This is a genomic window from Algoriphagus sp. AGSA1 (assembly GCF_021390545.1).
In the GTDB taxonomy this organism is placed as follows: domain Bacteria; phylum Bacteroidota; class Bacteroidia; order Cytophagales; family Cyclobacteriaceae; genus Algoriphagus.
Genome location: NZ_JAJUWR010000037.1, coordinates 14,931 through 30,342, shown reverse-complemented (window position 1 = coordinate 30,342; position 15,412 = coordinate 14,931). Strand labels below are relative to the sequence as shown.

12 protein-coding genes and 1 riboswitch are annotated in these 15,412 nt (G+C 44.2%); of the genes, 7 read left to right on the top strand and 5 right to left on the bottom strand.

Annotated elements, in window-relative coordinates:
* Positions 1-333 precede the first annotated feature (333 nt).
* Positions 334-2,775: an ABC transporter permease gene (locus LZF95_RS22435; RefSeq protein ID WP_233757544.1), complete on the top strand. Its 2,442-nt coding sequence runs from the start codon at positions 334-336 to the stop codon at positions 2,773-2,775.
* 111 nt (positions 2,776-2,886) lie between these two features.
* On the opposite strand, the gene LZF95_RS22430 is transcribed toward LZF95_RS22435, so the two are convergent.
* On the bottom strand, positions 2,887-3,648 hold the full coding sequence (locus tag LZF95_RS22430; RefSeq protein ID WP_233757543.1) for a creatininase family protein: 762 nt from the start codon (positions 3,646-3,648) through the stop codon (positions 2,887-2,889).
* A gap of 165 nt (positions 3,649-3,813) precedes the next feature.
* On the opposite strand from LZF95_RS22430, the gene LZF95_RS22425 reads away from it, so the two are divergent.
* The 4 genes from LZF95_RS22425 (at position 3,814) to LZF95_RS22410 (ending at position 7,659) form a co-directional block, all read left to right on the top strand.
* Positions 3,814-4,800, top strand: a complete 987-nt coding sequence (locus LZF95_RS22425; RefSeq protein WP_233757542.1) for an isoaspartyl peptidase/L-asparaginase family protein — start codon at positions 3,814-3,816, stop codon at positions 4,798-4,800.
* The gene (locus tag LZF95_RS22420; RefSeq protein WP_233757541.1) at positions 4,797-5,534 is read left to right on the top strand and encodes a copper homeostasis protein CutC; all 738 of its coding nucleotides are present in this window, start codon (positions 4,797-4,799) and stop codon (positions 5,532-5,534) included. The genes LZF95_RS22425 and LZF95_RS22420 overlap by 4 nt, the downstream gene beginning before the upstream one ends.
* On the top strand, positions 5,534-7,078 hold the full coding sequence (locus LZF95_RS22415) for a VCBS repeat-containing protein (RefSeq protein WP_233757539.1): 1,545 nt from the start codon (positions 5,534-5,536) through the stop codon (positions 7,076-7,078). Before LZF95_RS22420 ends, LZF95_RS22415 begins: the two co-directional genes overlap by 1 nt.
* A gap of 119 nt (positions 7,079-7,197) precedes the next feature.
* Complete coding sequence (locus tag LZF95_RS22410; protein WP_233757537.1) at positions 7,198-7,659, top strand: CBS domain-containing protein; 462 nt, start codon at positions 7,198-7,200, stop codon at positions 7,657-7,659.
* A gap of 110 nt (positions 7,660-7,769) precedes the next feature.
* Here LZF95_RS22410 and LZF95_RS22405 read toward each other — a convergent pair whose 3' ends face one another.
* The 4 genes from LZF95_RS22405 to LZF95_RS22390 form a co-directional block, all read right to left on the bottom strand.
* The gene (locus LZF95_RS22405; RefSeq protein ID WP_233757535.1) at positions 7,770-8,942 is read right to left on the bottom strand and encodes a PLP-dependent aspartate aminotransferase family protein; all 1,173 of its coding nucleotides are present in this window, start codon (positions 8,940-8,942) and stop codon (positions 7,770-7,772) included.
* A gap of 103 nt (positions 8,943-9,045) precedes the next feature.
* A riboswitch (SAM riboswitch) is annotated at positions 9,046-9,148 on the bottom strand.
* 59 nt (positions 9,149-9,207) lie between these two features.
* Positions 9,208-9,768 (bottom strand): aminoacyl-tRNA hydrolase, encoded by a 561-nt coding sequence (pth, locus tag LZF95_RS22400; RefSeq protein ID WP_233757533.1) that lies wholly within the window; start codon positions 9,766-9,768, stop codon positions 9,208-9,210.
* A gap of 74 nt (positions 9,769-9,842) precedes the next feature.
* Positions 9,843-10,424, bottom strand: a complete 582-nt coding sequence (locus LZF95_RS22395) for a 50S ribosomal protein L25/general stress protein Ctc (RefSeq protein WP_233757532.1) — start codon at positions 10,422-10,424, stop codon at positions 9,843-9,845.
* A gap of 25 nt (positions 10,425-10,449) precedes the next feature.
* Positions 10,450-11,376, bottom strand: coding sequence for a ribose-phosphate pyrophosphokinase (locus LZF95_RS22390; RefSeq protein WP_233757531.1), 927 nt, complete (start codon positions 11,374-11,376; stop codon positions 10,450-10,452).
* Positions 11,377-11,733: 357 nt separating this feature from the next.
* Here LZF95_RS22390 and LZF95_RS22385 point away from each other — a divergent pair, with 357 nt between their 5' ends.
* Both LZF95_RS22385 and LZF95_RS22380 read left to right on the top strand, forming a co-directional pair.
* On the top strand, positions 11,734-14,430 hold the full coding sequence (locus LZF95_RS22385) for a M14 metallopeptidase family protein (RefSeq protein WP_233757529.1): 2,697 nt from the start codon (positions 11,734-11,736) through the stop codon (positions 14,428-14,430).
* Between the two features lie 224 nt (positions 14,431-14,654).
* The gene (locus LZF95_RS22380) at positions 14,655-15,371 is read left to right on the top strand and encodes an EcsC family protein (protein WP_233757527.1); all 717 of its coding nucleotides are present in this window, start codon (positions 14,655-14,657) and stop codon (positions 15,369-15,371) included.
* The last annotated feature ends 41 nt before the right edge of the window (positions 15,372-15,412 follow it).

Sequence of the window (15,412 nt, the reverse complement as noted above, 5' to 3'; positions counted from 1 at the left end):
AATCGACGCAATAATAAGTAGGGATTAGCTTTTTGGCTTTTCTGAACTAGTGATGTATGATTAATTCAGCCATGATTTACTGTAGTTGTGCAGGAGAACCTACCCTTAGTTGTATTACCTATTTTTTATTTACTTGATGTCAGAGTTGCCTTTTGAATTTGCCCGATCACGGACGGTTTTGTCCGCCAATTGGAGAGGATATCCTGAAAAACTCCTTGCTTGGCTGTTTAGAAGACGAATGTGTGGCATGAAAATGGGATTTCATTTTCATCCTGAGGAGGTTGGTGTTAGCGATACCCCTTTTTGAAGTTCAACTTTACCCGTGTCTATATAATGTGGAACAATTACCTTAAAATTGCTTGGCGTGCTTTACTGAAGGACAGAACCTATTCTTTGATTAATATTTTGGGGCTTACCGTGGGGATAGCCTCTTGTATGCTCATAGGCACGGTAGTCTTGGACGAACTGTCATACGATAGCTTTTGGAAACATAAGCACAACCTGTACCGCATACTGCAGGTTGATACTACCGCTGGAGTGGAAGGAAAAATAGAATCTGCCTATATGAACCTAGGCAATGAGCTGAAAGAAAATTTTCCAGAAGTGAAAGTAGCGGGTAAAGTAACTAAAGCAGGTTACAGATTCCGGCTCAAAGAAACTGATAAGGGATCCATTCAGATGAATCTAATCCAAGCGGACACAAATGTGTGGGAGATGCTGGATTTCCATGTCTTGGAAGGTGTTCCCCGCCAGTATGTTGCAGGAATAGGCAATCTTGTTGTCTCGGAAAGTTTTAGTGCTGACTATTTTGAGGGTGAATCGCCCGTGGGAAAAATAATCTACAGTGTTTCTCCTTATCAGGATGAGGCAAGACCGTTTTTGATTACTGGGGTCATAGCCGATATCCCATCGAACAGCTATCTAAGGGCTGATGGCATGCAGGTGACTTTGCCGTCTTCACGTGTGCTCAGCAGAGAAGGATGGGGGTTTTATGAAGAACAGCTTATACTGATGGAGCCACATGCTGATATGGGCGCTTTTGAAGTTAAGGTCAATCACTGGTACCGTGACTTTATCACAGAAGCATCTGATGAAACCAAAAAGCGAGTTCCAGTTTATGAATTTCAGCCTGTTCAGGAAATTTACCTCCATTCTGATTTTGCTAGCCAACCGATAAAAGGCAAGCTTGGCAACGTTTATATTTTCTCTGGAATAGCAGTGCTCTTACTTCTGATTGCGAGTATAAATTTTGTCAATCTCAGCGCTGCTAGAGCAGTGAGAAGAATCAGAGAAACCGGTGTGAGAAAAGTACTCGGAGCCGGAAGAAAGCAACTGGTTATCCAGATTCTCTGTGAGAGCTTATTGTTTTTTCTGATTGCATCCATATTCGCCAGCGTTCTTTATGCACTTAGTTTGGCACAAATGGAATCCTTCTTGGGGCACAAACTGGAAGTCAACCTATTGGGAAATGGCTTGCTTTTACTCATCTGTATCCAGGGAGCTATTTTACTGGGTGTGCTTGCAGGAGCGTACCCGGCATGGATGGTGTCAGGTTTTGCTGTGGGGAATTCGTTGAAAAACAGATTTGGCAGTCAGATGAGCAGTAGTGTTCCCGTGATACGGAGAGCATTGGTTACCACTCAATTTTTCTTTGCGCTACTGGTTCTCATTGGGACTCTCACAGTATGGAGTCAGATGCGTTTTTTAGAGGAAAAAGAGCTGGGTTATGATCCATCCAGAGTATTAAGTATTTCTTTCTTTTCTACCGGGGGCAAGGAGAGTTCTTTAAAACAGCAGATCACTCAAATGTCAGGTGTGGAAAATGTAAGTCTGAGTAGCTGGATTCCTACTCAGGGAGCGGCATCGATGACCAAACAGGTCAATCATCCTGAAAATCCCGATCAATCTATTGCCGTCAATTATATCATCGGGGATAGTGATCTTCCGTTGGTATTAGGATTTCATCTCACGGAAGGAAGATTATTTGATATACGAGAGGATAATGACAAATTTGATCCCAACGCACTGTTGGAAGAAGTACAAGTTGAGAAAACCACAGAAGTGCAAGCTACTGCTTTGATGACCGCCAGCACTTCACGGCTGCTGGGTGTTACTGAGCTGGGAGTATATAGAGCTGACTTAGGAATTAAAACTATAGGAATAATCGAAGATTTTCATAGTACATCTCTCAGAGATCCAATCAAACCCACCGTGCTATTGAGGAGTAATGAAATGAGCTATGCTTCCCTTTTAATCAAGGTAAGAGAGGGAAGCGAGGCAGGAATACTTAGGGACTTGACTCGCATTTGGAGCCAATTTTACCCGGAGAAACCTATGGAATACAATTGGCTGGATGAATTGGTAAATGGCCAATATGAAAAAGAAAAAATGCAAGCACAGTTGTTTTCTTTTTTTGCGGTCTTGATGCTTTTTCTTGCCGCTCTGGGGGTTTTTGGGCTAGTAGTTCACACAACCGAGCAAAGAATTAAGGAAATAGGTGTACGGAAGGTTTTGGGAGCTTCGTTGGGCAATATCCTTTATTTATTTACACTGGATTATATGATGTTGGTGGCGATTGGCTTATTAATCGCCTCTCCGCTTGCATGGTACGGGATGAACCGTTGGTTAGAAGGGTTTGCCTATAGGATATCTCTACAATGGTGGATGTTTGTCGGAGCAGGTGCAATAGCTTTGGCAGTAACTCTATTTACCGTGGGAGTTCAGGTGTGGAGGAGCGCAAGCATCAATCCTGCCCATTCACTCCGTTCCGAGTAATAAAACAGAGGTAGGTGAGGGGAAGGACCGTTTATTAGTGTAGCGTTGTTTTTCAGCTGGCCAATGTATGCACCTGAAGCCGGGTCAATTTATTGCTTAGAGTCCTGAAAATCATTTATATAATTCTTCTGGCTTGGACTTGCAAATATCTACCATAAGCTCAGCAACTTTATCAGTCACTTCTTCAAAATATTTCCTCCCTTTTTCAGGGGAGGATTTTTTTGGATTGCCTATTCCCGTATCCTCGCTCACCTCAGACCATTTTCGCTCTGCCCAGGCCCATTTTTCACGCACACCTCTGATCACGGATTTTTTCTCAACTCCATCTCCCGCTTGATCCAGAGGTAAAACCAGATGAGGATGAAGGTGCATAATAATGGAGGTCTCCATTTCATCAGCATGATCTCCCGCTTCCTCAAAGTAATTTGTCTTGTCCAATGCTTGAAACCAGTTGCAGGTGAAAAGCATCATCTCCGGGAACTTCAATCCAAGCTCCCTGAGCATAGTTTTAAAATCATTTCCACCATGACTGTTTACAATCAGAAATTTTTTGGTGCCTTGTCGGTTCAGGACAGTGATGATGTCCTGAAGGATCAGCAATTGTGTACTGGGATTGAGATTGATGTCGAGATAAATATCCGATTGGCCGGTGTTTACCCCAAATGGAAGCGTTGGAAGAATGGTCACATTGGCTCCTCTTTCCCAGGCTTTTCTTCCTGATTCACTGGCGACGGCATCAGCTTCATACACATCCGTGCCGTAGGGCAGGTGATAATTGTGGGCTTCAGTGGCTCCCCAGGGCAAAACAGCCAATTCAAAACGGTGATCTTTAAGTCTTTTCCAGTTGGATTCGGCAAGTAAGTAGGGTTTCATGATCGATTGCTTGGTAGTGGATTTGAGTTAATTAAGGATAGTTGGTAAGTGCTATGGCATCGCAAAGAATGCTCGTTTTCAAAGTGAATTTAAATGAAATGAGGGGAGGTTAGCCAACTTAAGTTCATTTTTAATAATTTGAAGCCTGATTCTAAATTAACTCGAATGTCTCAAAGAAGAAAGTTTATCAAGCAATCCCTGATGGGTTCAGCCTTGTTTATCCCTGGGGTTGCTTCATTAGCCGAAGCAAAGTCCTCCTCCGTTTTTAAAGGAGAAAAGCCTCTAATCTTATCCACATGGAATCATGGTCAGCCAGCCAATTCGGCTGCCGTAGAAAAACTGAAAGAAGGAGGGAGTATTATAGATGCTGTAGAATTTGGTGTGCGGGATACAGAGAATGATTTAAGTAATCTCTCAGTTGGCTTGCAAGGTCTCCCGGATCGGGAAGGCATCACCACCCTTGATGCGTCAATAATGAGCGGAGATGGGAAGTGTGGCTCTGTAGCCTTTGTGAGGCAGATAAAGCACCCGATTACACTGGCTCGAATGGTGATGGAAGAAACACCCCATGTAATGCTGGCAGGAGAGGGAGCAAGGCAATTTGCCATAGCACAAGGGATGCCCGTAGAAAAGGAAGAACTAAGTCCTGAAGCTGAAAAGGCCTATTTGAAGTGGAAAGAGACAAGTTTGTACAAGCCAATTATCAATATTGAAAATCACGATACCATAGGCATGATAGGAATGGATGCACAGGGTAATATGGCAGGAAGCTGTACTACGAGTGGACTTGCCTATAAGATGCATGGGAGAGTAGGGGATAGTCCTATTATTGGAGCCGGATTGTTTGTGGATAATGAAGTAGGGGCGGCTACTGCCACAGGATTGGGAGAGTCAATCATCCGTATTTGTGGGAGTTTCCTGATCGTAGAACTGATGCGCCAAGGCAGAACTCCTCAGGAGGCATGCGAAGAAGCCGTGAGGCGATTGATTGCCAAAAACAGCAAGGATATCAAAGATATTCAGGCTGGTTTTCTTGCCATGAATAAGGACGGCGAAGTAGGAGCTTACGCTGTGCGCCCAGGCTTCAACTTTGCCCAGGCCACCTTGAAGAATAATGTAATGATTGATTCCCGTTCACATTTCAAAGGATGAGCGTAGCCCTAGAATCCCCGGTATTCAATGTAGAGGCGGCCCTGGATGCTGCCGAATTTGGTGTAGATAGATTAGAGTTATGTGCCAATTTTCCTGAAGGCGGAGAAACCCCAAGTGGGGGAATGTTGAAATTCCTCAAAACAGAAATAGATATTCCTGTATTTGTAATGATCCGCCCTAGAGGGGGTGATTTTGCCTATTCACGGAAGGAATTGATGGTGATGAAGCGGGACATAGAACTGCTCGGCGAACTGGGAGCTGATGGTTTTGTATTCGGTGTCTTGGATACGCATGGGATGGTGGATAGCGAATCCTGCGACTCTCTTTTGCGGGCCGCTTCGGGTAAGCCCTGTACTTTTCATAGGGCATTTGATGTGTCTGCTGATTATTTTGACTCTTTGGAGAAAATCATTTCCTGTGGTTTTGATAGGATCCTTACCTCCGGTGGAAAAAATTCTGTCACAGAAGGGCTGGAAACGCTAAAGGGACTTATGCTGAAAGCCCAAAATAGGATCAGTATTATGCCGGGAGGAGGCACAAAACCAGAACATGTGACGGAATTGAAAAAAACCGGATATTTAAAGGAGGTACACGCGTCATGCAAGACCTGGATACCCTCCTCCAACCAATATATCAATCCTGATGTCTCCTTTTCGGATGATTCCAGGTCTTTTACCCACCATCTTAGAATTGATCAGGGGGTGGTTGACAGTTTTTTGGAGGTGCTGAAGTAATGAGGTCAATACTACTTTTTGTCTCATTGGGAGTGGTCTTTTTATATTCCTGCAGCCCTATTTCTGAGCGAAAACAACCCCCGCCAACATTAGAACAATTGGCCTCATCTGATTTAAACCTGAATGGTGAACAGCTGGCAAATGCTTACTGTGGGGCCTGCCACCTAAAGCCCGCCCCAGACCTCTTGGATCGGGCTACCTGGACAGAAAAAGTTTTGCCGGATATGCGGAAGCGGATGGGCTTGATCTTACCTGAAGATTTTGGACAGGATTTGCCTGAGGACTCCGGTGTTCCGCCGGGAGTCTATTCCAAAGTGCAGCTGATAAAAAGAGATGATTGGGGAAAAATCCTAGCTTACTATATTGAGAATTCGCCTGATTCTCCACTTCCACAGGCAGAAAAAGCTGAGCCGATGATTGGAATACCGGGATTCAAAGTCTCACAGCCAGTTTTCAACACAATAAAGGGAAATCTGACGACCCTACTGAATATCCAGGAAGAGACAGGCTATCTATGGTTAGGAGACAGGCTGAAAATGCTTTATGTATTAGATGCGAAGAATGGGTTCCGGATTCTGGATTCTATCCCAGCTGATATAGCCCCGGTAGATATCAGTTGGGATAAGAATGGTTCCTTTGATTTATTGACTATGGGCAGGATGGATCCTTCAAATGATACGGTGGGTAGGGTGACGCAATTTTGGCAGGATGGACTGGAATGGAAAAGTGAAGTGATACTTTCGGATCTAATCAGGCCTGTTAACTTAGCGGTGGCAGATTGGAATGGAGATGGAAAGCCGGATCGGGTCATATCCCAATTTGGAAACCACTTTGGCAAAATGTCTATTTATTTATCTGAAGCTGATAGTTATGAGGAAGTGATTTTAAGCGCCCAGCCTGGGGCGAGAAGGGCTATTGCTTTGGATTTTGATAAAGATGGCGATTTGGATGTAATGGGTTTGATGACCCAGGCACAGGAAGGGGTTTATGTATGGTTAAATGAAGGCGCAGGGAAATTTAAAGAGAAAGCTTTGCTTCGTTTTCATCCCGCATTTGGTACCAGTGACTTTAGGTTCGTGGACATAAATAATGACGGTCATAAGGATCTTATTGTAGTGAACGGGGATAATGCCGATTTGTCATCCATTCATAAAAACTACCATGGTATCCATGTGTACAGTAATAATGGGAAAAATGAGTTTGAAGAATCCTGGTTTTACCCCGTGTTCGGGGCAAGTGGACTGGAGATAGCTGATTTTGACGGAGACGGTGATCTGGATTTTTTTGTGTTGTCATTTTTCCCGGACAATGAACAAAGGCCGAAGGAAAACCTGGTTTATTTCCGTCAAAACGGAAAAGGAGGGTTTGACCCTTTTGTGATAGGGGAATCCATTGATGGAAACTGGCTGACCATGACAAGTGGAGATGTGGATGGCGATGGGGATATGGATGTGATCGTAGGGGCATTTGACTTTGATGATCTGTATAAAGGGGCAAATCAACCTTGGAAACCCATTTTATTCTTAGAAAACAAGTTGGACTGACATTCTGACTAAGATTACTATTTAGAAATATAGTATCGGTTATTTCTTTTTATTGAATTATAATTTTTTATTGTGGGTTATTATCGGTAATTTATTCGTTCATCCTTAATTTTTGACCTATGGTAAAAAGTTTTCAAGGGGTAAGAATGGCAGAACCCAAAAGAGCCCCGATTCCCCAGATTCTAGTCAAAGAGTGCATGAGCACTAATTTGATCACTTTCAACCCTGATGACACCATTGATCAGGTGATGGAGGTGTTTAGTAAGCGTAGGATTTCCGGTGCACCGGTAATAGATGAGTCCGGAGCATTGATAGGGATTATTTCTGAAGTTGATTGCCTCAAGGAAATTATCAAAGGTAAATATACCAACACCCCGAAGTTTCCTGCCAAAGTGAGTGAACACATGACTGTAGATGTGCTTACACTTTCTCCAGACTTATCGATTTTTGATGCGGCATCACAGTTTTTAGAGCATAAAATCAGGAGGTTTCCAGTGATGAAAGATGGAAGACTTCTAGGTCAGATCAGTTTGAGTGATATAATCCGGGCATTTCCTACCTTGCGGCAAACCACCTGGTAGAAGTGAGTCATAAAAAATGAATGCCCTCAAAAGGACAATTTCCTTTTGGGGGCATTTTTTATATTCAATCTACTTCTATTTTAAAGGGACGGGCAGCAACGCCAGCCGTTTTACTTTGATAAGCCAATTGCTTTTTCCACATCCTGAATAATGTCCTCATAGTGTTCTAGCCCCACAGACAACCTTACTAATCCATCTGAGATACCTACCTGAGCCCTTTCCTCCACAGAAAGTTTGCTGTGGGTAGTGGAAGCAGGGTGGGTGACAATACTTCGGCTGTCGCCCAGGTTAGCAGTGATGGAAATCATCTGAAGCTTATCTATAAAGCGTTGGGCACGCTGGACTCCACCTTTCAGATCAAGGGTGATTACTCCCCCGCCCTGGCTCATTTGCTTTTTGGCGATTTCATACTGAGGATGGGATTTTAAGAAAGGATATTTGACAGCTAGCAATTCTGGGTTGCCTTCAAAGTACTCTGCCACTTTTAAGGCATTGCTGCAATGCCTATCCATTCTTAAGCCTAAAGTCTCCATACTTTTTGCGAGTATCCAGGCGTTGAATGGTGAAATGGCAGGTCCCGTGTGTCTAACGAAAAATTGCACTTCTTGCATCAAGTCAGCTTTTCCCAGGATCAGACCACCTAGGACTCTACCTTGTCCATCGATATACTTTGTAGCACTGTGTGTGACGATATGTGCGCCCCACTTGGCAGGTTGCTGTAAGTACGGAGAGGCAAAGCAGTTGTCCACAACAAGAATCAAATTATGGGCTGCAGCGAATTTTCCTGCCCATTCCAGGTCAATGATTTCCAAGCCAGGATTGGAAGGGGTTTCTATGAACAACATTTTGGTGTGGGGTTGCACTAGTTTGTCCCAATTGAGGTAGTCTGAAATATCCCCGTAAGTCGAACTGATTCCCCATTTAGGAAATACCCGAGTCAGAAGCTGATGAGTGGATCCGAAAAGTGACCGCGCCGCAAGCACATGGTCTCCCTGTTGAAGCAAGGCGGCAATGCTGCCAAACATGGCCGCCATGCCAGAAGCTGTCGCGAATCCGTCCTCAGTTCCTTCGGCAGCACAGACTTTCTCGATCAGGTCACTGGAGTTGGGATTGGCATATCGGGAATAGATATTTCCCTCTATCTCGTCGGCAAAGGTGGCCCTGGCCTCTTCAGCAGAATCAAACGTGAAGCTGGATGTTAAATAAATCGGTGCGGAGTGTTCTCGCTGACTGGACTTGGATGGGGAGATCCGTACTGAATTCGTTTCGAAGTGCTTACTCATTTATTGATCAGTTAGGTATAAGGCAATACTAATCAGGCAGATTTGAGAAAATCAAACCCAGAGGCGGTAAACGAACTAAAAGGGATTATTTGTGAAGTAAGCCAATCTATAGTTCCCGCATGGGGTAGGATTTGGCACCGTTCTCCGTTGCGGGATGGTTGCCAGAGGGTCATTGAGCCTAATCTCTCGCCTCTTCTTTATAAATCAGTCGCCTGAAGTGATGCAAATAAATAACGGGATATTGGGAATTCCAAATGTTATCGTATCAATCGTTGAATTGATTCATGGTACGCTCTATTCCTATGGTACAAAATGACAGGATCATGTCGATGGCTTTGTCCATTTGAATCGGTAAATCGGAAAATTCGGACTGGGTATAGTTACCCAAGACAAAATCAACTTGTCTGCCTTTTGGGAAGTCATCACCGATCCCCATTCTCAGGCGTGGATAGTTTTGTCCTCCGGTAAGTTCTTCTATATTTTTCAGCCCATTATGCCCCGCGGCACTGCCCTTGGGTTTCATGCGGACTTTGCCAAAAGGGATAGCGACATCATCTACGACCACCAGTGTGTTTTCCTTGTTTATCTGAAGCTCCTTCATCCAGTAGTTCATGGCCTTACCACTTAAATTCATGTATGTGGTGGGTTTGATCATATGGATAGTCCTGCCTTTGTATTTAAATTCAGTTTTAAAGGCCAGTCGGTCACTTTTCCAGATACATCCTTGGGAGTCTGCAAGTCTGTCCAAGGTCAAAAAACCTATGTTATGTCTGGTCAGTTCGTATTCTGGGCCAATATTTCCCAGACCAATGATTAAATATTTCATATTATGCTATAAAGGCATAAAAATAAAAAATCCTGCCCAAAGCGGGCAGGATTTAAATGGAATAGAGAACGATACTATTCTTCGTCCCCGCCTTTTTTGCCTCTAAGTGCTCTTGGTACACCAATAGTCACGATAGAAACATTTGGGCTAGTAAGGATTTCAAAACCTTCAACGTTTAAGTCTTCTACTTTGAAAGATTTGCCTAGGTCTAGGCCAGAAATATCAACAGGGATTACGTCCGGAAAGTCTTTGGCAAGACCTTTCACCTTCAATACTCTGGTTTTCAATTCCAATTTACCACCTTTAGCAAGTCCAGGTGAACTGCCTGATACCTTTACAGGAATCTCAAATTTGATAGGCTTATCTTCTGCGTAAGCTACAAAGTCAGCGTGTAGAAGTGTTTCACTTACTGGATGAAACTGTGCGTCTTTCAATACTGCATTGATGATAGTTCCTTCGATGTTCAACTTAACCATGTGAACTTCAGGAGTGTAAATCAGCTCTCTGAAAAGGATGATCGGAGAGTAGAAGTGAATCTGCTCTTTGATACCAGGTCCGTAAACCACGCAGGGAACATTACCTGATTCTCTCAATTCAGAAAGGCTGGCACTGTCGAGATTTGCTCTTTTAAACCCTATAATCTCTAGATTTTTCATAGTGTATTTGTATTAAAATTGGTTCTTAGATAAACAAAGAACTGATAGAAGTGTTTCCTGTTACGGCATGGATAGCCTTTGCAAACAGGTCAGCGACCGTCAATACCTTGATTTTTGAGGATTGCTGTTTCGGGGTGATGGTGTCTGTGATCACCAGTTCTTCCAAAGCGGAATTTTCTATGTTTTCGTAGGCTTTTCCAGAGAGTACACCATGTGTAGCGATCGCTCTTACGGAACTGGCTCCTTTCTCCATGACCATCTCGGCAGCTTTGCAAAGCGTACCTGCTGTATCAACCAAGTCGTCAACAAGAATCACGTCTTTTCCTTCCACATCCCCGATCACTTGCATAGAAGCAATCTCATTGGCTCTTTTTCTGTGCTTGTCACAGACCACCATTTCTACTTCAAAATGCTTGGCATAAGCCCTGGCTCTTGCTACTCCCCCCACATCCGGTGATGCGAAAATCATATCAGGAAGTCTCAGCGAATTCAAATAGGGCACAAAAATAGCTGATCCATTCAAATGATCCAAAGGTATGTCGAAAAAACCTTGGATTTGTCCGGCGTGTAGGTCACAGGTCATGATGCGGTCAGCACCTGCCGAGGTGATCATATTTGCGATAGCCTTTGCGGCAATGGATACTCTGGGTCTGTCTTTCCTGTCCTGTCTGGCATATCCGAAGTAAGGTATAACGGCACAAACTTTATAAGCACTGGCTCTCTTGGCGGCATCTATCATCAGGCAAAGTTCCAGAAGGTTGTCACTCGGAGGGGTGGTGCTTTGCACTAAAAAGACTGTGCATCCCCGTATAGATTCATTGAAACTCGGGGATAACTCACCGTCACTGAATTTTGACAGGGTGAGATCGCCTAGTTTTTTACCGTAGTTTTTTGCTATTTTTTCTGCGAGAGATTGGCTGTTGGTGCCTGAAAAGATTTTAACCTCGGACATGGTTAGTTGTTTTTTTCGGGAAAGATGGGGAATGGATTTATGAGCAAAAGTAATGATTTTTGATTGGAAGGCTAACTGCCGTTGGTTGATTCAGTAGATTATTTTGGGTTCTTGCCGTTATCAAAACAATTTTCAAATACAATTGAAAAAGATCCCATTGTTTTAATGTTAGGCATGTCCAGTACTTTATTTTGCCTGCTAATCCCCTAATAAATAGACAAGTCCTTTTATCGGTAAGGAATAACTTATTTACGTATTTCTCCAGTCCTGTAAAATATAGAGAAAAGAGATATTCTTTCAGGGATGGGCTCTGTTTTCATACTATTTTAGGCTTTTAAAAAATGAACCCCAAAGCTTATGAGATTAAGATTTACACTGATTGTACTGCTGATAACTTTTACGGTTGGAGTATTCGCACAGCATGTGCCTACTCCAAGATCGCACTTTGGCTTTGATATAGGCGAAGACTATATGCTCGCCAATTTCTCCCAGACAGAAGCTTATTTCAAGAAAGTGGCTGATGCCAGTGACCGTGTGCGGCTGGTGGAAATAGGGAAAACTGAGTACGGTAGGTCCCAGCCCATGATGATTGTGACTGCGCCTGACAATTTTGCAAAGCTGGGTCGGTACAAGGAAATATCACAACTGATGGCCCGTGCGGAGATCTCCAGAGAAGAGGCGGAGAAACTTTCTATAGAGGGAAAGCCGGTCGTTTGGATCGATGGTGGATTACATGCCAACGAAGTGGTCGCCACGCAGCAGCTGACGGAAACCCTTTACCAGTTGGCATCAAGGGATGATGAGGAAACATTGAGGATCCTTGAAAATGTAATAATTCTCTTAGTTCATGCAAATCCTGACGGAATGGAAATCATGTCCGATTGGTATATGCGGAAGGAGAATCCGGAAGATAGGGATCAGAATATCCCAATCCTTTATCAGAAATATGTAGGGCATGACAATAACCGTGATTTCTACATGAATAATATGAGCGAGGCCGCAAATATGTCCCTCCAGCAATACGTGGAGTGGATTCCGCAGATTATCTATAACCACCATCAGTCTGCCCCCGCAGGTGCGGTAGTGGCTGGCCCACCTTACCGGGATCCGTTCAACCATGTTTTTGATCCTCTTATCATCACTAGTCTGGATGCAGTGGGAGCCGCCATGATCAACAGAATGCATCAGGAGGACCGCCCTGGATATACGAGACTGGATGGTTCGGTATTTTCCACTTGGTGGAACGGTGGTCTTAGGACTACTCCTTACTATCATAATATCATCGGTATTCTCACAGAGATCATCGGTAATCCCACCCCATCCAAGGTGCCGTTGGTGCCCGAGCGCCTTATACCGAATAATGGTACACCGTACCCGGTAACGCCACAGGATTGGCATTTCAGACGGTCCATCGACTATTCGGTCTCTTTGAATTATGCGATTCTAAACCATGCCGTGCGGCACGGGGATGAGTTGCTTTTGAATATTTACTTGATGGGGCGAAAGTCCATAGAAAAGGGTAGCAGGGACAACTGGACTATGTACCCAAGATTTGCACAGGCGGTTCAGGATGAGTTTGCGGAGTCGCAGAAAAGCAAAGCAGAAGAAAGCGCCTCCCGATCGAGAATTCCTGAGCAGTTTTACGATTCTGTTTATACTGATCCTGCAAATAGAGATCCCCGTGGCTATATACTTTCTGCTGATCAGCCCGACTTTCCTTCAGCGGTGAAATTTATGAATGCCTTGATCAAATCTGGCATCTTGGTGGAAAAAGCCGTAGAAGCGTTTACCATAAATGGAAAAACCTATCCTAAGAATTCCTTCATTGTGAAAACAGTGCAGGCTTTCCGTCCACATGTGATGGACATGTTCGAGCCTCAGGATCACCCAAATGATTTCTTGTATCCAGGAGGGCCTCCTATCAGACCTTATGATGCGGCAGGCTGGACGTTGGCCATGCAGATGGGAGTAGAAGTGGATAAGATGTACGAAGGGTTTGATGGGCCATTTGAGCGTATTCCTTATGGAGAACTGCAATCTCCTCCGACCAAAACCTTGGCAAATGGCTCAGGATATCTGTTGGATGCCAGAAACAATAACAGTTTTATGACGGTAAATGATCTGCTGAAAGCGAAGGTGAAAGTTTATAGAACTTCTTCAGCTGTGGATGGATTGCCAGCTGGTTCCTTTTATGTCTCTGGAGGTAAAAAGGAGCTGGAAAAAGCAGCAAAGGAATACGGGGTCTATCCTGTACCGGCATCCATGCCAAAAGAAGCTGTCCAGATTCAGCCTGCCAGAATTGGCCTGTATGATTATTATGGAGGATCTATGCCCTCTGGTTGGGTTCGCTGGATGATGGAGCAATTCCACTTTGAATACCAGCTGGTCTTTCCTGAAGAAATTAATGCAGGAGGTCTGAATGATAAATTTGATGCATTGCTGTTCATAAGCTCCGGTATCCCAGGCATGGGCTCCAGAGGATACTCCAGGGCACAGCCAAAGCCAGAGGAAATTGATGAAAAGTATCACCATATGCTAGGAGATTTCTCAGCGGATAAGTCTGTGCCTCAGTTGAAACAATTCGTCGAAAACGGGGGGCGGATCATCACCGTAGGATCGGCTACTGAACTCGCTTATCATTTTGACCTTCCGGTAGAAGATGCCTTGACGGAGATTGATTCAGAGGGAAAAGCCAAATCGCTCAGCGGCGAGAAGTACTATGTTCCTGGCTCTGTGTTGGAGATGCAGGTGGATAATTCAGTTCCGATCAATTATGGGATGGGCGAAAATGCATACATCATGTTCAACCGAAGCCCGGTATTCCGGCTGTCGCCCTCAGCTGTGAATAAGGGAATCAGGCCAATTGCCTGGTTTGGCGATGAAGCGCCCTTGAGAAGTGGCTGGGCATGGGGGCAGTCTTATCTGAAGAACGGTGTGACTGCATTCGAAGCTCAGATGGGAAAAGGAAAGTTCTATGCTTTTGGGCCAGAGATCACCTTTAGGGCACAGTCGCATGGGACATTCAAGATGTTGTTTAATGGGCTTTATAAGTAAATGGTTAGATCTTTATTAAGTTAAAACCGCCTTCAGAAGGGCGGTTTTTTCTATGTAACTGTTTACCTGCCGGGAATGCGGGGTTATATATCAGTGAGCAAAATTAAATCCCGAGGTACGTTAGAGCTTCCGTCCGGGATTTGACGAATGATTCATCTTTGAATCCATTATTGAAACTATTGTGCTAATATCCGTTTGATACTAAGGTGAATTAAATTGAAAGTATGGACTCCTATTTACATTATGCCCATGCCGAACTCTCGCTCTGGCAGTTTAGGATGAAAAAAAAGCCAAGTCTCGGCGGACGACTGACTCACGGAGTGCAGAGCAGAATCAATAGCTGGATACCGGAAAAAGTACACAAGGCTATTACCATGGCTATAGAAAATATGGTAAAAGCGGTGATTACCGGGTCGAGCTGGATTGTGCCTAAGCCCCACGCAAGTCTCACGTTGCAACAGCGGGAGTTCAAGGTACGAAGTAGGATCAAATGGTATAGAAACACCGCCTCAGTAGAGGGTGCGGTTACCGGGGCAGGAGGCATTCTCATGGGATTTGCGGATTTTCCCGCATTCCTCACGATCAAGATGAAATTGCTTTTTGATATCGCGGCACTTTATGGCTTTGATACTAAGAATTTTCATGAGCGACTGTTTTTGCTGTATGTATTTCAACTTGCATTTTCATCCCAGCAAAGGAGGAATGACCTGATAGGGTTGTTGGAGAATTGGGAGGAATATCGGGAGACTTTGCCAAAAGATTTTAAGGAATTTGATTGGAAGACCTTTCAGCTTGACTATAGGGATTACATAGATCTGGCCAAACTGGCGCAACTCATCCCGGTAGTGGGAGCCGGGGTTGGGGCAATAGCAAATTACCGCCTGACCGAGCATCTCGGCAAGTATGCGATGAACGCTTACAGATTACGCGTGTTAGAATAAGGTAGCTTGCCTCTGGATATCTACCTCTTTTTTGTAAACCA